The sequence below is a fragment of the Macellibacteroides fermentans genome (assembly GCF_013409575.1).
In the GTDB taxonomy this organism is placed as follows: Bacteria; Bacteroidota; Bacteroidia; order Bacteroidales; family Tannerellaceae; genus Macellibacteroides; species Macellibacteroides fermentans.
This window is the reverse complement of record NZ_JACCCY010000004.1, coordinates 139,354-159,959: the sequence shown is the minus strand read 5'-3', so window position 1 is coordinate 159,959 and position 20,606 is coordinate 139,354. Positions and strand designations below refer to the sequence as shown.

The window sequence follows — 20,606 nt, the reverse complement described above, 5'->3', positions numbered from 1 at the left end:
TTATTAAGATTAAAGAGTCAGGCTTTTAGAAGAATCTTTCTTAGAGACATCTAAATTCCCATCTAAATCGGCTTCTCCTAAATGATTTTTACCTGTTTTATCATAAACTTCATAATGTGTTTTATGCAACATATCTAAATACCAATATCTTTGCGTATTTATTTCTTTATATACAGCAGCTCCTTGAACTGGTCCAATCCCTGATGCCTCAACAAACCTACTTGTATCTTCTAAAGAAAAAGAAAAGATATGTTGACTTTTGCAATAATCTAAGAATTTTTCTAAGGAACAAAAACAAGGAACTTTTACAAACTCTTGAGGAAAATTTGACATATGCACAGCATCTCGAAACAAAACTAACTGATCATTACAATGTGATATACTATCTATGCATACGAAGTTTGTTTTATCTATTGAGAATCGGTAAACAAGATGATTAAGCCCATCAAAGACAGGCACTATTGAAGTTTCTTTGACATCCCAATCAAAACATGATATATTATTGTCAATAGAATCGTGCTCAATACATTTTTTATCCATAAAGTATTTAGGAACATCTTCGCAGTCATTTTTGTTAAACCAAAGCTTAATTGAACGATGTCTTAGACTTCTTAATTCTTTCAATATCTTTAATGTATTGCTATTTATCATTCTAAAATAAACATTTAACATTAGATTAGTTCTTATTCATTGAATAGTTTATACATATCTTTCTCTGCTTGATCAAAAAAACCTTCTGGTTGATAATCAACTCCTTTTTCTTGGACTTTTACTTCTTGGACTTTTGTTGCATGCTGTTCATCTTTACTATTCATATAATAAATACAAACCTTATCTTTATTTATACCACGCATCTTTTTTTCAAATTGATTACATGCCACCAATACTCCATTAATGATGTGGTCACTATGCGTTTCTACTATTACTTGAATGCCATTTTCTGCTACCCGTGTCATTAATTTTGCCAATTCTGCTTGACCAGCAGGATGGAGGTGGGCTTCTGGATTTTCCAAAATGATCAATGCTCCAGGCTTTGCTGAAAGTAAAGCAACAATAACAGGCAAAGTATATGAAATTCCATAACCTATATTCTGGGCTTTTAAATTCTCTAGTGGTTTATTATTTTCATCGCCCTCAAACCCATAATTTATTGTATATGAATTATTATCATTACCGGACTCTACCCTGATAGTTACTCTGGGACTTACTTTCTGCTCCCAATATATTACTTGATCTAATAAATGCAGCTTTGAAACAAGTACTTCATCTGTATAATTTGGAACAACATCTCCTCCATATTTGTATAAGAACTGCGCTACCAATTCACCCTGGCCGTCATCCAATGAAATCTGTTTTTGTGTTTCAGCAGCATATGTCTCTTTGGGAAAAGCACTCCGTCCACCCCATCGAGATGCACTTATATATTGAAAGTCATTATTGAACAACGATAATTTAATTAATTCTTCTGGTACAATATTAGGACTATAATTATGCTTTATAATGAAGGAATCATTTAAATTATGCTCAGCATTAAATTTGAGTTGATAAATATTGCTCGACTCGTCTTTAAATTCAAAAGAGAGAATGCCATTCTTAGCCAATCTATAAAGCGCATCATGAGCGATACCAACACTACAAAGTGGCTTATTCAAATCTAACCCTTCAGCCAACCTTCCTTTTAAAAAAGATTGTCGCATTAATAGCAAAGACTGAATAATACTTGTCTTTCCACATCCATTTACTCCAGTCAACAAAATTAAATTCCTCAACTGTAAATCAGTGTTCTTATGTGATTTAAAGTTTTCTATCTTCAATTGTGTTATCATCTATTATACTTATTTCAATTCCATTCATACTCTTATTAAGTATCTCGCTAAAGACGGAAAAACGCTTCTTTACACTTTCTCTTTTACCAGTACCACCAGAAAACGAATTATTATAAGATTTGTATTCACACATTGCCTTAGTTAAATTTTTCTTCAACAACTCTTTATTATTCAAGAGAAATTCTATTTCTTGATCTTTTAAGCGTGCAAAAGAAACTGCTATTACTTCAAAATACGCTTTATTTAATGGCTTTCTGTTATCATTCAAGTTTTCTCTTTTTCTAAAAGCGTCATTACCAAAAATAGAAATAGATAAACTCATCGCTTTTTGAAAATCAATAATCATTTGCTCAATTTCCTTATTTGAAGACATTTTATTAATATTGTGCATGCATTTATTGATAAAGTCATCTAAATCAGGAGTATAACTCTCATACCCTAACATATAAAAGGCAATAAATCGAGATACGAAATCTTGATCTTGTTTTCTATTTGTTGGTATTTTACCTTCTGTTGCTTTAATAAATAACGGTTCCTTAGATATTTTTTTCACTGTATCAATCGCAGTCCCTTGGAACATAGCATTTCTTATTTCCTGAGGCGTTAACTCTATACCACCTGTATTCAATCTTTTAAACAAAATATATTTTACTTCATCTGGTACTCCAGCGCTCAATACATTAACGGTAATTGGTAGCATACGAATATCTCTTTTTAAGTCAAAAGCAAATTCGTTATACTTCTTTCCGTTGAAATTCAGAAATTCCAAATCACTAAGAATCAAAGTTTCGTCAATACAAAAATTACGAATTGCACTACAGCGTTGCAAACCATCAATAATATTCCATTTTCTTTTATTTACCTCTTCAAAATAAAAAGCAGGAAGGCGTAAACCAAGTAAAGCAGACTCTATCAATCTACTTTGTTTTTTATCTGACCATAAATTATCTGCACGCTGATATTCCGTATTAAAATTAACCCATCCATAGGTAATCATATCAATCAAATCACCAAGATTCATAGGAGGATTACTCAATTTTATATCATTTGGTGAAAAAGGTTGAGTGATCACTTCGTCCGATGAAACATCTTCTTTATCTATCTCAGGATTCTCTATTGAAATATCTTTTTCTTCCATATAATTCTATATCTAAATTATTAAAAATAAATCTTTCCAAACTATATTACTTATTTTAAAAATATTGAATTTAAATTATTTATTCTTTTTCAAGGCCTGGTATTTTCACTAGTAAATCGCCAAACTTTGGATAGTTAATGCGTACGCCGTCGTCCAGGTCGATGGTGATGCGGCGGCTTGCCATTGCTACCAAGCGCTGTTCGAAGTCACGCACCTCCATCAGTTTGGAGCGGAGCTGTTCGATCTCTTTCCGTGCACGGTTCATCTCTGCCGAACTAATATCTTCACGTACCTGCAATTCATCAAGGTGCGCCCGTTTTTGTTCCAGCATGGAAATAAAGGGCAACACATAATCGGCATGCATCTTCGAAAGGCTGTCACTCTGCAGGCGATGCATATAAACCAATGCTTTAAACGTACCCTTGGCCGACGAGAACATCCAGTAGATAGGACGTTTCTTATAACGCTGCACATGCTCTTTATAGAAATCCTTATCCATATATTTGCGCAACTCCTTACCCAGAGCCTCTTCCATAAAGCGTATATTCTCCGCATAGCTCTCGCGTCCAAACAATTTTTCGATCGCCCCCTGTATGCGAACCGTCATATCGTCATTAAAGTATTCATCGTCCAATATAGGAATAATACCATCATCATCAATCTCCAACGTACTATCTTGGGGAGTACCCTCCAAACCTTGTACTTTCAACCCAAGGCTATGTAAATCAACATTCGTGTCCGCAATAATCAGCCCCGGCTTATCAACCGAATAGCGCCCCATAAAGCAGCCCACTAAGTAGCTGATAAACTGCTTCATCACCACATCCGCCTGAAATTCTATATCTCCATCCACAAACTTTATTTCACCCTGCTGAAGGATCGTAATCTCCTCCAGAGGCACATCCGGAGTCAATTCATCCTGCAAACCGTAAATCTCAATAAACTGCCTATTGAGTTCCTCTTCGTTCGCATGCAGTTGAAAAAATCTTTCCCGCCAAATATTCACATAATTTCCATATCGATTTTTTAGTGAAGAATTCATCAACGAGAAATTACATCTTTCCACAATCCGTGTATCGGATAAAACAGGCTCAATAAGTGGAGATATTTTAAAATTCCACGAAATTTCATGTGCATCCCAATCTTGACGAGATATTATAATACATTTTTCAGATAAACCACCAATAATATCTTTATTTATATTTACTATTGGCAATTTTGCTAAATTTCCTTTTTCGAAATTGAATGTTTCTGAAAAGACTTTAAGGTAAAGAAGTGATATTTTTGAATTCATAAACGCTAATAAATTGGAATCTGGGTAAGAATCCTTAAAAACTATTTTCATACCAGCATCACTAAAAATTGCCCCAGTATCACTATACCTAACAGAAAACTTTGAAGAAGATATTTTACCCCACGTAAGTCCATTATAAAAATATAAATCTTCTGAAGGACATTTATTCCCCATTTTTTTAAGGATAGTATATGAATCAAAATTGAAGTTAATTAAATTTTCGTTTAATCCATACCATTTTCTAAATCCTCCACCTTTATCTATTGGAAACCACTTACAGCCAGATTGAAACGCATTATTTTTGTTAGTTGCATTGAAATTACACTTTCTAATTTCCACTTCAAACCAATCCCTTATAAATCTATTATTATCACCAGAAGCCATACCTTGTCTCATCGTACATAATTTATCAAGAACTACTCCTTTTTTAAAATTTAAAATTGCTGAATTTGACACCCAATACCCAATAGGACTTCCTGGAATCTTTTCAAATTCATTTTGGTTTGCAGTAAAGAACCATCCACAATTTCTGTTTTGAATAGCTTCCAGTGTTTTAGGTGCTTGATTTTGAGATCCTTTAAAATCGTTTAGACGGATGTAACAACCTTTGGCATTCAGTGGTTTATTGCGAATTGTAAAAGTACAGATAGGAACAGTTGCTCCATCAAATCCAGAATATTCAAGCTGAACCAGATTATTAATAAAATGATCTTCTATTAATCTTTTACGCATTTGCTCGTAACTGGATATAAACATCCACACAAATGGGGTCATATAACCTGTTAATCCGTCGGGATTACAAAGCTCTAAACATCGAAACACGAACGTAGCAAATAAATCCGATTTTGTTTCTGGATAATTGGCCTCCACATAAGATTTTGTTGTATCGTCCATCCGAGATGAAGAAATGTAAGGTGGATTAGTTACAACTAAATCATATCTTTGTCCTAAAATCTGATACAGTTTATTCAAATGCTCGGATTCATATCGTTGATTAAATAAATCAATCTCTTGTGATGATACATTCCGTTCGGCAACATCATCTTCAGTGACTGTAATCAATGATCCCAGACTTGCAGCCTGACCAAACTTTTCATCCTCTTCGAAGTCACGATAGTAAGTAATATTAGGCATTACCCCTTTACGAAACAAGCGGTTATAACATTTGCGTCCTTTCATTGAAAGGACAAAGGATGATAGCTGTGCAGCACGAGGGTCAATATCAGTCCCCCAAAGATTATTTTCGATAATTAATTTTGGTATCTCTGAATGGCTATATCCCAACTCCTCGTACATCTTATAAAAGACATCAAACGCATAACTCAAAATATGTGCAGAACCTACGCAGGGATCATAAAATTTTATTTCCTCAATCGGTTTTATTTTACGTTTTGGCAAAACCGAAACATCATCCGGAGTGATATAAAATTCCAACGTGTCCGCTAAATTACTATCTGGATACATTTCACTCCAATATTGTCCCAACGTATTATCTACCATATATCGGACTATCCATTCGGGTGTAAATAACTGTGAAGCAGGAGCCAATTCTTCTCTTTTGTATTTCTTTTTGGATTGTATCAATCTCTCGTTTTCTTCACTGACGTAAAACTGATATAGCCAACCAATAATTTCAACATCCTGGCAATCGTCGTCACTCATCCCTTGGCGTATGTCGGTTACAAAACTGCGTTCGGAAAGCAGGTCGTCTGGCAAGAGCAGTTCGGTATAATCGGCAATTCGTTCAAACAGGAAGGGCATCACTTCGCCCCAACGGTTACATTCTGCCACCAACAAACGGCGATAAAGTGCCGCTTGAGGATCGGCAACCCCGGTACGACCACTCAACAGATCGTTTACCTCATCCACAGATATAAACAACTCCTCCAGTACAGAGCCGCTTAGTGCGTCTTGTAAAATTTCGGGACGTTGTTGTCCTTCGGCAGGGGTTACAATTCGGGGATTAGTATAGCCGTTAGCATCCATAAAGCGGAATGCCATCACGCGGTTAAACCAGGTGTAGGCTACCTCTTCCACCACGGCATCTTCTCCGCTGAGAGCAATCTTAGTTTTAAGCGTTTCAATATCTTTTTCGCGGCCGCGCAGCTCCGCGGAGTCTGTAGTTAGTACAAGCTTTAATTTGGTTTGAACCAGTTCGCGAAGCTTCTTTCGTGTTTGCTGTGCAAATATTTTTAGTGCGTTGGTATTCATGCGTATAATAGTTACATAAACTAAAGCATAATGCTCTTGTCGTCGTTGATAATCTTCATCATATTCTCACGTATTGCATTTACATAAGCATCTACGTCTTGCGGAGTAGACAGCACCCTTTTGCTGAAGGGTACATTCAGGGCTTTTTCGCGTTGTACGGTAATACGGGGCTTTTGTTTGGAAGAATCGGCAACATCAATATCCGGTGTTTTATCTCCAACTTGTTTATTTTTCACGATATAGGGCTCATTGTGTTCTGCCACATTCAGAGCCGTCCAGTCATTTAGTTTTTCAATGCAAAAGGTATGGGTTTCTGCCAGCTGATACGTGCGGGTAGTTATGATATTCCCAACATAGCGTTCTGTGTTAAGGCTCACTTCCAGATGTTCGTAGGCTTGTATCAATTGGGATTGTTTATCTTTTTCCAAACTATGGAAGGCATCCAGACTTTGCAAAGCCGATTTCTTGTCTTGAATGGCTGCTAATGTTTGCTGCTTTTCTTTTCCCCGCCGCTCTTCAATTTCTTTTGCAATCTGATCAACCGCTTCGCGGGCATCCTTCATTAATGTCCACGGTTTTGGTGATACATATACCTTTTCGATAGTCTCTTTCAGCTGTTCGTCTACATATTTCAGATTTGCTTGATTCCCTTGTTTAATAGCCACAATCTGTTCAAAAATAGCAAACTGGGGGCCGTTTACGAAATTTGTAACCGGATCCAGAATGTCTTCTTTGTCATCAAGCAATTTATCCTCTACCTGCTGCAAATGAGTATAAACATACGGGTGGGTAAACTTACAATAGGCTTGTAGTTGATCGATGGGCTGAATAAGCGAATCGGTAAATTTATAATGATAACGATTTTTTAATGATAAAAGCTCAGCGTTTACTACAGCAAGTGCCTCTATAAACTCTTTATGAATCGCTTTAGCCTCCGTTTGAGTACAAGGTCTGCCAAAATAATTCTGGAAAAGGGTTTTCAATTTGCGCACCTGCGATTCGGGGATGGCTTCCTCCAAGTCTATTATGATATTTGCCTGACGGGCAGATGCTGTAAGGTAGTTTACCAAATCGCGATCTTCCAGCATAGAGCCATCGTACCGAAACGAAAGCTTATTCATCTTAAAGAGCTTGGCCAGAATACAAACCGTAGCCAGGTCGTACCAGCCGTAAGGTTTCGATTTGAATAAATCTACCACCCCTTTTACCGTGCTTCGCACACTGTTTTGTTTGTTGCGGTTTATAAAACCAAGCACTTCGCTGTCGCACTCTTCCAGCTGATAGCCAAAAGCATCGGTTGCGTGACTATCGTTACATATGGTGCGGAGGGTATTTTCGTCGTAATCTTTAGTAAGCAGACGTAAATTAGTATATACACTTGTTACCAACTGTTGCAGACCTCCCGAAATACGAAGGCGTATATCGCGTGCTGTGATATCTGTAAGTTCTTGTCCGGCAATATACAAACGTGCGTCCGAGATTAATTCCTGCATGCGAAGTACAACCTCGCGACGGCGCTCGGCATTTAGCTTGCGCTTGTCAATTATAATTTGCCTTTTGTACTCGTCGGCTGCAGCCGACTGAATGAAATTCAAACATTTCTCTGCTTTTAAATACATTATCAAGTCGCGTCCCAACGTTTTGTCTTCGCCCAAAGCTACAATCAAATGGCTTGAATATTGCATGGACTTTATCAGCAAAGTGGCACTATCCGTATATTGATTTTCTGCCATGGGCGTAAAGAAATGCAGATAAAAATCTTGTTCCCTTCCGTCTTGCACCTCATCGATAAATCGTCCGTATGAATAGTTAAGCCGGGTGTTGTTGTTAATGCGAATTTTGGGTTCACTGTATATTTCAGTAAACAAGATTTTAGACAGCTCTTTCCCTGCTGCATCCGGAGCAAGATCGGTACTTTTAATCGCATTCTCTATATCTTTCTCTTCGTTGGTAAGAAAGTGATATTCGTCTCCTGCAGCTCTTTCGATATAGGATTGTTGCTCGAGTTTATTTAATGCAACCTGTATCTGTTCTTTGAATTCAATAAAATCTACATGGAAGGTAGGCAACATAATTTTAGTGATATTATCTACTGTAGAGTGGAATCCTTTTACATATTTAACCAGGAATAGAGCCTTTAGCACCTTCAATGCCAACTCGTTACCCAATGAGCGTTCGGCCTGCAGAATATCGCTTTGAATTTTTACCTGCAGAATGTCGCGGATACCTGTAAACATATCGCCAAACTGAACAAAATGGTCCAAATCCTTGTCTTTATATTCTTTGGCTATCTGTTGGGTAATGGCCAACATAGACCGTTCGCCCACCGATTGCTGATTTCCAATAAAAGCATTGTTTTTATTTAGTTCGATAATGGATTGCTGCAACAGATCAAACTGATACGCCATAAACGGGAATGTATTTTGAAACCGCTGTACCGTACGGTATTCCGTTTTGAATTGACTGCTTTCGCCAAAATTAAAAAACACCTTGATATTGTTTTGTTCCCGTTCAAACACCTTAGCCAGGTATTCGTTTCCCGCTTCGTTTTTCAACAAAATACGTTTTTGAATCACCTCGTCGGCGTTGGCACTGGTCAAAGGAATTTTCAAACTGAAACGCCCCTGTATACGTGAAAAGTCGTGTTTCTGTTGCTTATTCAAATCGCCTATCGTTGCATTAATATCTACCTGCGAAGTAACCATCATAAAAGCACGCCCGGCGGTTTTGGTTACAAGCGCTTCGGCTATGGTTTGCAAACTAAGCATCCGTTGCACATCGTTAGCGATGAATTGCCCCACTTCGTCCACACAAAATATCAAACGTGAGCCAACTGTTTGTGTATCCAGATAGGCTTTAATCATATCGGCAAAACCATCAATATCCAGCGTATAGGTTTTAAAGGCATCTTGTATGGTCTGGGTGGCACTTTCTACTGAAACACCTTCAATTTCGGCATAAATCTCACCTAGTTTCTGTGGCTGTAAAGCCGTATTTTTACGTGCTTCAATCCATTCTTTGCCAAACCTGCGGCGATATTCATCATACAAAAATTGCAACTTACCTTTCCGGTCGATATGGCGTTCTATTTCTGCCAGGGCAGGCTTGGTTTTATCGTATCCCAACTTTTCATTGAACACTTTAAGAAAAACATTCAATATGGGATCAATTTTAATGTTGCTGGCTATCCCGTCATGGTTAGCCTGTATATTAAACAAAATACATTGTGTGGGTATTTTGGCAGCCCGCCTGATATTTCCTTCCAATTCAAAGTCGATATCCTTTGCTTTTTCGGCAAAAAGCTCCGCACAATAGTTGTTATCTACCAAGCGGTTCTCAAGAACGTACGAAAGGATTTTCAGCAAATGAGATTTACCGCTTCCAAAGTCGCCCGAGATCCACACGCATTGATTAAAATTCTGTTGAGCCAATTGGTTGAATAATCCGGGTAACATACCGCCGGGTTTACTCTTACCTGCCAGTTCGGCTGTAATTACATATTCATTTATTTCGGTACTGATGTTGTTCTCGTCACCAGCTTTAATCACTCCTTCAATATGGCGGGTGATGTCTTTTAAGTAAATATTTTGTTGTTTCATAAGGCATTTATATTTCTCGGGTAACATTATTCAAATTATGGGCCCGGTAATAATTTTCATCGTGAATACAGTCAAAAAGCGAAAGTTGCTGGTTGTTATAACTACCGGGGAAAATTAAAACAAAGCGTATATCTCCAGCTAATCCATGAATATTATTCAGTATTGAATGCGAACGCAGCATGGGGTACGCATTGCCAACCCCTGTAAATACTACAATGGATGGAACCTGGTTACTAGCTTCTATCTGGTTTACAATTTTTTGAATAACATCGTCAATATTCAAGATGCTATCCAATGTCTCTACCAATATTTGATGATCGATCTCTTTTTCGGATTCCAAAATGATATCCAACGTATCACTCTCCCGTAACATTTCAATACATAGATTGTACAGGTTAATCTCGATGGTTGATTTATTTACTTCGTTGAGCCGTTTAATAAGAAAAGGGATCTGTATTTCTACTTCATCATATTGTTCGATGGGTACGGGCTGAATATATATGGGCAGTTCGCCACCCAGCCCTTCTCCAAAGGTTGGAGAAGACAATTTGAGAAAAGTTTCCTCAAAAAGCTGACCTATGTTGACCTTTTTACGCATGGTGTTTTTGGGTTGCTAATATAATTTCTTCGTTGTTGTAAAGCAGGGCTGCCAGTAAAAAAGGATTATCTTTTACTATTACCTGTTCCAATTGGGGTGAAACATACGGCTTCTTGATAGTACCGGATTTAACCGAATCGATCAGCTCTGTCTGCTCAAGAATTTTAAATACCATCTGCCGTATCTTTTTTGCAGTACCCTCGGTTATGCTGTTTAGTTCCGGATGCTCCGCCTGTTTTTCGTTGATAAATGCATTATAGTCGGCATAGGTCAACTTATAATCGAACGCAAAATATTTGGATCGAATGGTCTCTGCAATAAAATCGAATACCAATGGATGAGACTTAATAATTGAAAGAATTACCATGATTTTCTTGTCCGGCATGGATTCCGAACAGAGCATCTTAATTTGTTGTTTGGAGAGTTGCTCCAACCGAAACTTCACCAAGGAAAACTGACGCGTACTGGTTTGCCTTTTATCTTTTTGAAGCAAATTGTTGTTGTTAATTTCTTGTTTCGTTTTGTCCCAATCGAAATTGGTTTCCAAAAGTGTCTGAGCGATGGTAACCGTTTCTTGTAATAAAGCGGCACCTGCAGTAAAAGAGAAATTATAGTGTTTAGGAGAATGTTCCATCTTTACACAGATATATCAATCAAGTTTAAATTTTATCTATTTTGCCATAAAGATAGAAACTTTGCATTGCTAAACCATTAATCAATATATATTATTTGAACAAAATAAGCCAAATAAGCCATTACTATACGATAAAGTAAGGTTTTCCCGGTTGGGTTTAGTATCTTTGCTTACGAACTGCTATTCAGTATGCAGCTGCATACTGGAAGTTTTACCGCTGGGTAACTTGCAGTAGGCAGCTGCATACTGCAAGGATATCAAGTGGCTACCGGATAGTTGTTCGTTGTTTCGGAATTAGATTGTTACATTGTTTCTAATACTTTATAATTGAATGAGTGCTAAATATCGGTTGGTTGAGAATCCTCCTGCGTCGAGGAAAGAGGGTGTTACTGAGTTGCATGCGCGTATCGTTGCTTCGCGTACGGCTACGATGGATGATCTGGCAGAAGAGATTTCAACTATCTCTTCTTTTTCGCCGGGGGACATCAAAGGGTTGCTGACTAGTTTTAGTGAGGTGATTATACGCCGCCTCAAAAATGGGGAGAATGTGAATCTGGAAGAGCTAGGGTACTACTCGGTCTCGCTGGAGTGCCCCAAAGGGGTTACCAGTGATAAACAGATACGGTCGGCTTCGGTCCGTTTCAAAAACGTGAATTTCCGTTGCTCGGCTAAGATGAAGGATAGTCTGAAGTCAATGACCCTGGAGCGGGAACCTTCAAAGAAAAAACAACGTTTTTCGGCCGAACAACGGATGAAGCATATACAGAACTACCTTCAATCCAATCGTACAGTTACCTCCTCGCAATGTTGTGCCTTCAATCAGTGTTCGCATTTTAGTACCATGAGTGATTTACGTGCTCTTATAAATGCTGAAAAAGTAGAGAAACTAGGCTACGGGAAGAATGTTTTATATATGCTGCGCCAGAATACCAATGACAGATGACAGATGAAATGGATCTGTCACAGGGCATCTGTCAGCTTCGGAACGTAGGCCTGGAAAGGGTTTGGGGGCAATAAATGATAGATGACAGATGGTTTTCGTATAAATCGGTTTTAATGGGTTGGTTGCAGCTGGGTGCGGTATTGTTCCACCGTTTCGAGCAGGGCTTCGATGGTGGCAACGGGTATGCGGACTCCCGTAGGGGTGCAGAACACATAGCCGGGGGTTTGCAGGTTGGCGGTTTCAATGTAGTAGTCAGATTCGAGGGTTCGTCCGGCTAATATTCCGTTACGCTGCAGGGCTTTGCGGGCCATGGCGAATTTCTGTCCGTGACCGGTTAACCGGATCTGTGCGTCGTATTGGTTGTCTATGCGGAACAGGCCTATCTCGGTATCGAATACTATGCCTTTGCGGGCAAAGAATCCGCTCAGGCTGCCGTCCAGCGACAGGTCTTCGGGGGTGCCGGTGGCAATACCTCCCTCCTTGTCCATCAGCCAGATCTTGTCCGCCAACTGCAAGGCCAGCTCCATATCGTGGGTGGACAGGAAAATGGTTTTGCCTGTCTGCCGCGTAAGGCGGTGCAGCAGTTGCATGATCTCCACCTTACTGGGAAAATCGAGGAAGGCGGTGGGTTCGTCCAGGAAGATTACCGGCGTTTCCTGTGCCAGTACTTTGGCAATCATCACCTTCTGTCTTTCGCCGTCGCTCAGGGTATGTACCATCCGGTGGGTAAGGTTCTCGATCTTGACCAGCGAGATGGATTCTTTCACGATCTCGCGGTCGCGGCCCCGCAACCTGCCCCAGAAGCCGGTATAGGGACTACGCCCCATGCCCACCAACTCCTCAACAGTCATATTGCGTACATCGCATTTATCGGTCAGCACCACACCTATTATGGTGGCCAGCTCCTTATCGGTATACAAGCCTATCTCCTTCCCCATCACCCGGGTCTGCCCATTCAGCTTGGGCTGGAAGGCAGAAAGTGTGCGCAGCAGGGTGGATTTGCCTGCCCCGTTGGCTCCCAGCAGGCAGGTAAGTTCGCCTCCGTGGATGGATGCGTTTATATCTTGTGCCACAACTTTGGTCTGCTTCTTTCCGGCATAGCCTATGGAAAGGGAACAGAGCTGGATGGTATGTAAATTTGCGTGCTTACTCATTGAGGTCGTCTTTACGTTTTCTAAATAATACCGAGGCTACCACGGGTGCACCCACCAGGGCAGTCACCGAATTGACGGGCAGCGCTCCTTCCAGTCCCGGCATGCGGGCAATGAGGTTGCAGACCAGTGCAAGGGAGGCTCCGGCAAATAATACGGCGGGCATCAGGATGCGGTGGTCCGAGGTATGGAAGATGGCCCGGCACAGGTGCGGAACCGCCAGACCAAGGAAGACTATCGGTCCGCAGTAGGCTGTTACGATGGCGACCAGTACACCCGACGAGGTGATTACCAGCAGTCGGGAACGCCGTATGTTTAGTCCCAGGTTACGTGCATAGCCATCACCCAGCAACATGAGGTTCATTGTTTTGATAAGCAGGAAGGAGAGCGGGATAAGCGCCGACATGAGGATGACGAAGAGGATGACCTGATCGCCCGACACCCGCGAAAAGCTGCCCAGTCCCCATATTACATACGCCCGGATATCCTCTTCCACGCTGAAATACTTCAGCACCCCGATTATGGCGTTGGCCACATAGCCGATCATCACTCCGATGATTAGCAGGGTGACGTTGCCCTTCACCTTCTGCGATACGTAAACAATGAGGGCCATGATGGAGAGGGCACCGGCAATGGCGGCGACCGACAAGGCGATTTCGCCTACATAACCAAGTTTGCTGAGGGCTACCCCGCCCAGACTGCCGGACAGCAGTACCACGAAGGCTACCCCCAGACTGGCTCCGGAGCTGATACCCAATACCGAGGGACCTGCCAGGGGATTGCGGAATACGGTCTGCATCTGCAGCCCGCTGATGGCCAGTCCCGCTCCTGCCACAAGGGCGGTGAGCGACTGCGGCACCCGCGACTTAAGGATGATGTTCTGCCACACCTGCGGTTCGTCGCCGGTGTGCATCAAGATATGCCAAACCGACTTAAGGGGAATGGCAACCGAGCCCAACAGCAGGTTAAGCATGAAGAACAGAAAGACGGATGCCACAATCAACAGCATGAACAGGGTGGTAGGTCGCTTCATGCCGGCTTATTTTATCAGTTCGTAATAAACCGGAGAATGATCGGGCAGCAGGTCCGGATGGAACGCCCGGATCAGATCGGCCAGTACCACTTCGGGTTGTGTGGGCGACGATTCGTAAAAGGCCCTTTCGCGCAGGTTGCAGTAAACCACCCCCTTTTCGCGGAAAGCCCGAAAGTCGGCATACCGCGAATCTTCTGCTTTGAGGGCGTTATAGGAGAATTCGCCGGGATAGCTGTTCAGTATCCGCCAGAAGTCGGCTTTGTCCGCCTGACTATAAACAGTCTCGAAGTCCAGCGTAACCCCGCCCGAACGGGTGTCATCCTTCAGGAAGTAGTCGGCTCCCGCATCGCGGAACAGCTGGGCAAGGAAACTTTTGCCGCCCACGGCATACCAGTTGCCGCCCCGTAGTTCGCCGCTGAACACGACCGGACGCTTTTTAACACCGGCGGTAAGCTGCAATAATTCGTTGTAACGTTTTTCGATGGTTTCGAACCGGGCGATGGCCTCGCTTTCCAAGCCCACCAGCAGTCCCATGCATTTGATCCACTCGGCCTGACCCAGGGGTGTCATCTCTTTGTATCCCAGATGGGGCAGCAAAGGAATACCCAGCTCCTTGAGCGAATCGTATCCGCCGCGTTTGAAGGGCGAGATCAGGATCAGGTCCGGATTGGCCTGTATAATTACCTCGGCATCGAAGTTTCCCTCCATGCCTATCTTTTTCGTTGTTCCCTCTTTAAGCCGCTGTTTCATCTCCTTGTTGAACAGAAAACGGCTGCTGGTGATGCCGATTACCCGGTCCAACGCCTCCAGGGTGATGAAGTTGGACAGCTGAAGGGCGGTCATGCAGATTACACTGCGCACCGGCGTTTCGATTACGGTATAGTCGGCCGGAATGCCTTCGGGTTTGGTTCCCCTCGGCACCAAAGCAAAATGGTAGGAGGTACCTTCTTCGTGCTGCGGATCCTGTATATCGAGCAGGTGGTAGCCGTTGCCTTCGGTAACCTTAAACCCGGTTGCGTGGTGCGGATTGAGGGATGAAGAGGTGGTATCCTGCAGGGCGGAAGCCGACTGCACCTCGGTTCCTTTCGTATTTGAGTGGCAGCCGGTTATCAACAATAGTGCAGCAAAACACAGACCGGCAAGGAATAGCTTCATAAAGATATAATTTGTTATTTACGGACAAAGATAAATATTATACTTGTTTGTCTGGCGCATTTTATCCAATTTTGCGTCCCTAAACAAGAAGTAAGTCGGCTTATGCAAACTCCCGTATATTTCGTTTCACTGGGTCCGGGCGACCCCGAACTGATCACGCTGAAGGCGCTGAATATCCTCCGGCAGTCTCATTCAATCTTTTATCCGGCTACCCGCACCCGGCAGGGAGAGGTGATTTCGCGTGCCGCCGATATCCTCCGGGCACTGGACATCCCGGAGTCGGCTTTATGCCCTTTCATCCTGCCCATGAGCAAGGACCGCAGTCTGGCCCATCAGGCCTATGACGGGGTATACGAGGAGGTGGTGAAGTTGTACGACGGACAAAAAAAGATTGCCATCGTTGCCGAAGGGGATGCGGGATTCTATTCGTCCATACATTATATACAAGACAGGCTGAAGGATGCCGGACTGACTTCCCATCGTGTTGCCGGTGTGCCTGCCTTTATTGCGGCCGGGGCATTGGGCGGCATCCATGTAGTTAAACAGGAAGAGAAACTGGTGGTGCTGCCGGGGGTGGTTACCGCCGAGGAGCTGGACGGGTATCTTACCAGCGGTGTAACGGTGGTGATTATGAAATTATCGCAATGCGCCGGGATGTTGCCTGCCTTTATACAGGAGCACGACGGTTATCAGTATCATTATTTCGAACAGGTGGGTACGGCAAAGGAATACTATTCGGATAAACGGGAGGAGATTGCCGGGAGTGGCTTTCCCTACTTTTCGTTGCTTATCATAAAGCCCTAAAACAAAAAACGTCTGAAAAAGAATCTGTACAGATTCTTTTTCAGACGTTTTAAGGAGTGCAAATTCAAAAAGAGTAGCTCCGCCGGGAATCGAACCCGGATCTAAAGTTTAGGAAACTTTTGTTCTATCCATTGAACTACAGAGCCGCTGTATTTGGAGTACAAAAGTATAATCTTTTCCTTTAACAGGCAAACATTAGCGAACTATTCTGCTAATCGAAAAGCGTGTGCATCACCGCCAGGGATTTAATTTCCGGAAATTCAGGCAGATGCAACCGGTAATATTCGAGGATGCGCTGGATAATCTGCGTACGATCGTGGCGCGAGAAATGGTAGTAGGCCATGTTTTCGTAGCTCATGCGGAGCAGGGTGGCGAATGCGTCGCTTTCGGGCTTGTCCAGGTAATGTTTGTGCATAGGTATCTCCGGTACAAATACACCGTTAAGCATATCGAAGTAGCTGTTTTGGACGATGGATTCCGAGTTGGGGAATATCCCCAGGTAATGCAGCAGGCGCAGTAAAAAGACCAGGTGGAAGTTGGCCAGCCCTTTGTCTGACAGCTCCAGCAGTTGAACCGACTGATACAGGAACTCGAAGAGACGAGCGTCCGGCTCGGTCTCCTTCACGACCCGGAAGAGGACCTCCGACAAGAACAGGGCCAGTACATTCTTTACCGGATGAGACGAGAGTTCGTTGATGGGAAAGCAGCTCTTGGTTTCGCGCACCCGGTGCAGGTCGCGGTTATGTTTATGGTCTACCTCCATCTCCAACACTGAAAGGGGCATGAACAGTGCCCTGGAAAGGTTGCTTTTCTTACCACGGGTGCGGGACACCAGGTATGCTACGCGGCCAAAAGATTCCGTGTACATATATATAATGGAGTACTTGTCGTTGTAGGGGATGGAATGAAGCACGATTCCCCGGGTCTTGTAAAGCATACTTTTTCTCTTTTCGTTCACAAAGATATAAAAACTGTAAACCAAAACCCATCCAAAACAGTTATTATAGCAATCGATTAAAAAAGAAGGAAGATGTTTGAACTTACGCTTACCGATCCGGCGTTGCTGTTTTCGGCCATTTCGCTTATTTTACTTGCCTATACCAACCGGTTTCTGTCGTACGCCCAGCTGGTGCGTACCTTGCAGGACAAATACAGGGAACATCCGGACCTGAAAGCAGTGGCGCAGATTGCAAATCTTAAAAAAAGACTCTACCTTACCCGCTCGATGCAGATACTCGGACTCCTTAGTCTGCTGTTTTGTGTGCTCGCCATGTTCCTTATCTATGTGTCGTGGCAAATTGCGGCAGCTTATATATTCGGAATCGGACTACTGCTTTTGGCAGCTTCTTTATGCGTATGTATCTGGGAGATAAACATTTCAGTAAAAGCACTGGAGATTAACCTGCAGGACATGGGTTCTAAATAGAAGTTAAAATGTTCATTTATATTAAAATTTCTGTTCAAATGTTTTGGTAGTTCGGACAGATGATCTATCTTTGCACTCGCAATCAGGGAAACGCTTCCCCAAAGCGCTTGAAAAATAGCACTTTGACATGATGGCCCATTCGTCTATCGGTTAGGACGCAAGATTTTCATTCTTGAAAGAGGGGTTCGATTCCCCTATGGGCTACAATAAACAAGATTAAAAAAATTAAAGAGGATAGCTAAAAAATGGCAAATCATCAATCATCAATCAAGAGAATCAGACAGACCGATAAAAAGCGTTTGCACAACAGATATTATGCAAAAACTGCAAGAAATGCTGTGAAGGCTTTACGCAACACATTGGACAAAGCTGAAGCACAGGCTTTATATCCTAGAGTTTGCTCAATGCTGGATAAGCTTGCCAAGAAGAACGTTATTCACAAGAATAAGGCTGGCAACTTGAAATCAAAACTGTCTAAGCACGTTAGCAAACTTGCTATAGCATAATAAAGGTTTACTGCTTTTAAAGTAGAATCCGGATTATTGTATCCGGTTTTAAACCTGAATGGCCCATTCGTCTATCGGTTAGGACGCAAGATTTTCATTCTTGAAAGAGGGGTTCGATTCCCCTATGGGCTACCGAAAGCATAAGCTGGATCAAATTGATCCGGCTTTTTTCGTATCTATACCCCACCCTCCCCTGCATTTCGGAAGCTTACCCATTTTACACTATTTTTCACATCTCCGCCTTATGCCAAGTCAATTATTATCACTACATTTGTTAGTTTTTTGATAGAAGAAAGATACTAACAGAATTAAAATAAAAACAAACTCATGAGTGAAGAATTAAAGAATACGTCCGGCTCCTATTCAGCGGATAGTATTCAGGTGCTTGAAGGGTTAGAAGCTGTACGAAAAAGACCTGCCATGTATATTGGCGACATCAGTGAAAAAGGTCTGCATCACCTGGTGTATGAAGTAGTAGACAACTCTATCGACGAGGCCATGGCCGGTCATTGCAACAAGATTGATGTGGTTATTAACGAAGACAATTCAATTTCTGTAGCTGACAACGGACGTGGTATTCCTGTTGATTTTCATGAGAAAGAAAACAAATCGGCATTGGAGGTGGTACTTACCGTTTTACATGCCGGTGGTAAATTCGACAAAGATTCATACAAGGTTTCCGGAGGTTTGCATGGTGTAGGTGTTTCGTGTGTAAACGCATTGTCGTCTTACATGAAGGCCGAAGTACGTCGTAACGGCAACCTGTATATGCAGGAGTATTCTTGCGGAAAGCCGCTGCACGAAGTGCAGGTTGTAGGAACGTCTACTGTTACAGGTACTAAGATCACCTTTAAACCGGATGGTTCCATTTTTACCACAACCGACTATCAGTACAAGACGTTGGCCGACCGCCTGCGGGAACTTTCTTACCTGAATGCGGGTATCACCCTTACGCTGACCGACAAACGCTCGCCTAAGGAAGATGGTACTTTTAAGACCGAAACATTCCATTCGGATGAGGGTTTGAAGGAGTTTGTTCGCTACCTGGACCGCACCAAAGAAAAGCTGGTGGATAATAGCATCCATATCATTACCGAAAAACAGGGTATTCCTGTGGAAGTGGCGATGACTTACAACACCTCTTACAACGAGAATGTATATTCGTACGTTAACAATATCAACACCATTGAAGGGGGTACTCACCTGGCAGGTTTCCGCAGAGGTCTTACCCGTACACTGAAAAAGTATGCGGAAGATTCGAAGATGCTGGATAAGGTGAAGGTGGATATTCAGGGTGACGACTTCCGCGAGGGGTTGACGGCTGTTATCTCTATCAAGGTGGCCGAGCCTCAGTTTGAGGGACAGACCAAAACCAAACTTGGTAACAACGAGGTGATGGGTGCTGTGGATATGGCAATCGGTGAGGCGCTGGGTAATTACCTGGAAGAGCATCCCAAGGAGGCAAAGATTATTGTTGACAAGGTGATTCTGGCCGCTACGGCTCGTCACGCTGCCCGTAAGGCACGCGAAATGGTACAGCGTAAGTCGCCGCTGTCGGGAGGTGGACTTCCGGGTAAGTTGGCCGACTGCTCGTCTAAAGATGCTGCCATGTGTGAATTGTTCCTTGTCGAAGGGGACTCGGCAGGTGGAACGGCTAAACAGGGCCGCGACCGTAACTTCCAGGCGATCCTGCCGCTTCGTGGTAAGATCCTGAACGTGGAGAAGGCTATGCAGCACAAGGTGCTTGAAAGCGAGGAAATACGCAATATTTATACGGCACTGGGTGTGACCATCGGAACCGAAGAGGATTCGAAGGCGCTGAACATTGCCAAACTTCGTTATCAGAAGGTGATAATCATGACCGATGCCGACGTGGACGGAAGCCACATCGCAACGCTTATTCTTACTTTCTTTTTCCGCCACATGCGTCCGCTTATCGAGAATGGCTATGTGTACATCGCCACTCCACCGCTCTACCTCTGCAAGAAGGGTAAAACGGAAGAGTATTGCTGGACAGAGCAGCAGCGTCAGGCCTTTATCGACCGCTATGGTAACGGTAACGAAAACCAGATCCATACACAACGATACAAAGGTTTGGGAGAGATGAACGACCACCAGTTGTGGGATACGACTATGAATCCGGAACACCGGACCTTGCGTCAGGTTACGATTGATAATGCTGCCGAAGCCGATCTTGTCTTCTCCATGTTGATGGGTGAAGAGGTTGCTCCGCGCCGCGAATTTATCGAAGAGAATGCGACTTACGCAAGAATTGATGCTTAAAAGAC

At 42.7% G+C, this 20,606-nt stretch carries 16 protein-coding genes and 3 tRNA genes; 7 read left to right on the top strand and 12 right to left on the bottom strand.

Annotation, left to right across the window (positions count from 1 at the left end; genetic code table 11):
- Nucleotides 1–9: 9 nt before the first annotated feature.
- The 7 genes from F5613_RS13485 to F5613_RS13455 form a co-directional block, all read right to left on the bottom strand.
- Entirely contained in the window at nt 10–651 is a 642-nt protein-coding gene (locus F5613_RS13485) for a hypothetical protein (RefSeq protein ID WP_179400147.1), read from the bottom strand.
- Nucleotides 652–683: 32 nt separating this feature from the next.
- Nucleotides 684–1,826 (bottom strand): AAA family ATPase, encoded by a 1,143-nt coding sequence (locus tag F5613_RS13480; RefSeq protein WP_179400146.1) that lies wholly within the window; start codon nt 1,824–1,826, stop codon nt 684–686.
- Nucleotides 1,795–2,964, bottom strand: a complete 1,170-nt coding sequence (locus F5613_RS13475) for a DUF262 domain-containing protein (RefSeq protein WP_179400145.1) — start codon at nt 2,962–2,964, stop codon at nt 1,795–1,797. The genes F5613_RS13480 and F5613_RS13475 overlap by 32 nt, the downstream gene beginning before the upstream one ends.
- 79 nt (nt 2,965–3,043) lie before the next feature.
- Entirely contained in the window at nt 3,044–6,469 is a 3,426-nt protein-coding gene (gene pglX / locus F5613_RS13470) for a BREX-1 system adenine-specific DNA-methyltransferase PglX (protein ID WP_179400144.1), read from the bottom strand.
- A gap of 20 nt (nt 6,470–6,489) precedes the next feature.
- Nucleotides 6,490–10,068: a BREX system P-loop protein BrxC gene (gene brxC / locus F5613_RS13465; RefSeq protein WP_179400143.1), complete on the bottom strand. Its 3,579-nt coding sequence runs from the start codon at nt 10,066–10,068 to the stop codon at nt 6,490–6,492.
- Nucleotides 10,069–10,075: 7 nt separating this feature from the next.
- Nucleotides 10,076–10,666, bottom strand: a complete 591-nt coding sequence (locus F5613_RS13460; protein ID WP_179400142.1) for a DUF1788 domain-containing protein — start codon at nt 10,664–10,666, stop codon at nt 10,076–10,078.
- Nucleotides 10,659–11,300, bottom strand: a complete 642-nt coding sequence (locus F5613_RS13455) for a DUF1819 family protein (protein WP_179400141.1) — start codon at nt 11,298–11,300, stop codon at nt 10,659–10,661. The genes F5613_RS13460 and F5613_RS13455 overlap by 8 nt, the downstream gene beginning before the upstream one ends.
- 331 nt (nt 11,301–11,631) lie before the next feature.
- Between F5613_RS13455 and F5613_RS13450 the strand changes: the two genes are divergently transcribed.
- Nucleotides 11,632–12,243 carry an HU family DNA-binding protein gene (locus F5613_RS13450; RefSeq protein WP_179400140.1) on the top strand — a complete coding sequence of 204 codons (612 nt, stop codon included), beginning with the start codon at nt 11,632–11,634 and terminating at the stop codon, nt 12,241–12,243.
- Nucleotides 12,244–12,353: 110 nt separating this feature from the next.
- Here F5613_RS13450 and F5613_RS13445 read toward each other — a convergent pair whose 3' ends face one another.
- Genes F5613_RS13445 through F5613_RS13435 form a run of 3 tightly spaced genes read right to left on the bottom strand, consistent with a single transcriptional unit; the run spans nt 12,354 to nt 15,582 of the window.
- The gene (locus tag F5613_RS13445) at nt 12,354–13,397 is read right to left on the bottom strand and encodes an ABC transporter ATP-binding protein (protein WP_179400139.1); all 1,044 of its coding nucleotides are present in this window, start codon (nt 13,395–13,397) and stop codon (nt 12,354–12,356) included.
- Complete coding sequence (locus F5613_RS13440) at nt 13,390–14,427, bottom strand: iron ABC transporter permease (RefSeq protein ID WP_068182122.1); 1,038 nt, start codon at nt 14,425–14,427, stop codon at nt 13,390–13,392. The genes F5613_RS13445 and F5613_RS13440 overlap by 8 nt, the downstream gene beginning before the upstream one ends.
- A 6-nt stretch (nt 14,428–14,433) precedes the next feature.
- Nucleotides 14,434–15,582, bottom strand: coding sequence for an ABC transporter substrate-binding protein (locus tag F5613_RS13435; RefSeq protein ID WP_179400138.1), 1,149 nt, complete (start codon nt 15,580–15,582; stop codon nt 14,434–14,436).
- 102 nt (nt 15,583–15,684) lie between these two features.
- Here F5613_RS13435 and F5613_RS13430 point away from each other — a divergent pair, with 102 nt between their 5' ends.
- Nucleotides 15,685–16,386 (top strand): precorrin-2 C(20)-methyltransferase, encoded by a 702-nt coding sequence (locus F5613_RS13430; RefSeq protein ID WP_179400137.1) that lies wholly within the window; start codon nt 15,685–15,687, stop codon nt 16,384–16,386.
- A 74-nt stretch (nt 16,387–16,460) separates the two neighbouring features.
- Here the strand turns inward: F5613_RS13430 and F5613_RS13425 are convergent.
- Nucleotides 16,461–16,532, bottom strand: a tRNA-Arg gene (locus F5613_RS13425).
- Between the two features lie 65 nt (nt 16,533–16,597).
- On the bottom strand, nt 16,598–17,323 hold the full coding sequence (gene recO, locus F5613_RS13420; RefSeq protein ID WP_179400277.1) for a DNA repair protein RecO: 726 nt from the start codon (nt 17,321–17,323) through the stop codon (nt 16,598–16,600).
- Between the two features lie 93 nt (nt 17,324–17,416).
- On the opposite strand from recO, the gene F5613_RS13415 reads away from it, so the two are divergent.
- From F5613_RS13415 to gyrB, 5 genes are all read left to right on the top strand, one after another.
- Nucleotides 17,417–17,812 (top strand): DUF2721 domain-containing protein, encoded by a 396-nt coding sequence (locus tag F5613_RS13415; protein WP_179400136.1) that lies wholly within the window; start codon nt 17,417–17,419, stop codon nt 17,810–17,812.
- A gap of 132 nt (nt 17,813–17,944) precedes the next feature.
- Nucleotides 17,945–18,016 (top strand) — tRNA-Glu (locus tag F5613_RS13410).
- Nucleotides 18,017–18,057: 41 nt separating this feature from the next.
- Nucleotides 18,058–18,318: a 30S ribosomal protein S20 gene (gene rpsT, locus F5613_RS13405; protein WP_068182113.1), complete on the top strand. Its 261-nt coding sequence runs from the start codon at nt 18,058–18,060 to the stop codon at nt 18,316–18,318.
- Between the two features lie 60 nt (nt 18,319–18,378).
- A tRNA-Glu gene (locus F5613_RS13400) sits at nt 18,379–18,450 on the top strand.
- Between the two features lie 195 nt (nt 18,451–18,645).
- Nucleotides 18,646–20,601: a DNA topoisomerase (ATP-hydrolyzing) subunit B gene (gene gyrB / locus F5613_RS13395; RefSeq protein WP_179400135.1), complete on the top strand. Its 1,956-nt coding sequence runs from the start codon at nt 18,646–18,648 to the stop codon at nt 20,599–20,601.
- Nucleotides 20,602–20,606: the final 5 nt, after the last annotated feature.

Coding starts and splice junctions, on each gene's coding strand:
- F5613_RS13485 (WP_179400147.1), bottom strand. CDS start 651: ATGATAAATAGCAATACATTAAAGATATTGAAAGAATTAAGAAGTCTA.
- F5613_RS13480 (WP_179400146.1), bottom strand. CDS start 1,826: ATGATAACACAATTGAAGATAGAAAACTTTAAATCACATAAGAACACT.
- F5613_RS13475 (WP_179400145.1), bottom strand. CDS start 2,964: ATGGAAGAAAAAGATATTTCAATAGAGAATCCTGAGATAGATAAAGAA.
- pglX (WP_179400144.1), bottom strand. CDS start 6,469: ATGAATACCAACGCACTAAAAATATTTGCACAGCAAACACGAAAGAAG.
- brxC (WP_179400143.1), bottom strand. CDS start 10,068: ATGAAACAACAAAATATTTACTTAAAAGACATCACCCGCCATATTGAA.
- F5613_RS13460 (WP_179400142.1), bottom strand. CDS start 10,666: ATGCGTAAAAAGGTCAACATAGGTCAGCTTTTTGAGGAAACTTTTCTC.
- F5613_RS13455 (WP_179400141.1), bottom strand. CDS start 11,300: ATGGAACATTCTCCTAAACACTATAATTTCTCTTTTACTGCAGGTGCC.
- F5613_RS13450 (WP_179400140.1), top strand. CDS start 11,632: ATGAGTGCTAAATATCGGTTGGTTGAGAATCCTCCTGCGTCGAGGAAA.
- F5613_RS13445 (WP_179400139.1), bottom strand. CDS start 13,397: ATGAGTAAGCACGCAAATTTACATACCATCCAGCTCTGTTCCCTTTCC.
- F5613_RS13440 (WP_068182122.1), bottom strand. CDS start 14,427: ATGAAGCGACCTACCACCCTGTTCATGCTGTTGATTGTGGCATCCGTC.
- F5613_RS13435 (WP_179400138.1), bottom strand. CDS start 15,582: ATGAAGCTATTCCTTGCCGGTCTGTGTTTTGCTGCACTATTGTTGATA.
- F5613_RS13430 (WP_179400137.1), top strand. CDS start 15,685: ATGCAAACTCCCGTATATTTCGTTTCACTGGGTCCGGGCGACCCCGAA.
- recO (WP_179400277.1), bottom strand. CDS start 17,323: ATGCTTTACAAGACCCGGGGAATCGTGCTTCATTCCATCCCCTACAAC.
- F5613_RS13415 (WP_179400136.1), top strand. CDS start 17,417: ATGTTTGAACTTACGCTTACCGATCCGGCGTTGCTGTTTTCGGCCATT.
- rpsT (WP_068182113.1), top strand. CDS start 18,058: ATGGCAAATCATCAATCATCAATCAAGAGAATCAGACAGACCGATAAA.
- gyrB (WP_179400135.1), top strand. CDS start 18,646: ATGAGTGAAGAATTAAAGAATACGTCCGGCTCCTATTCAGCGGATAGT.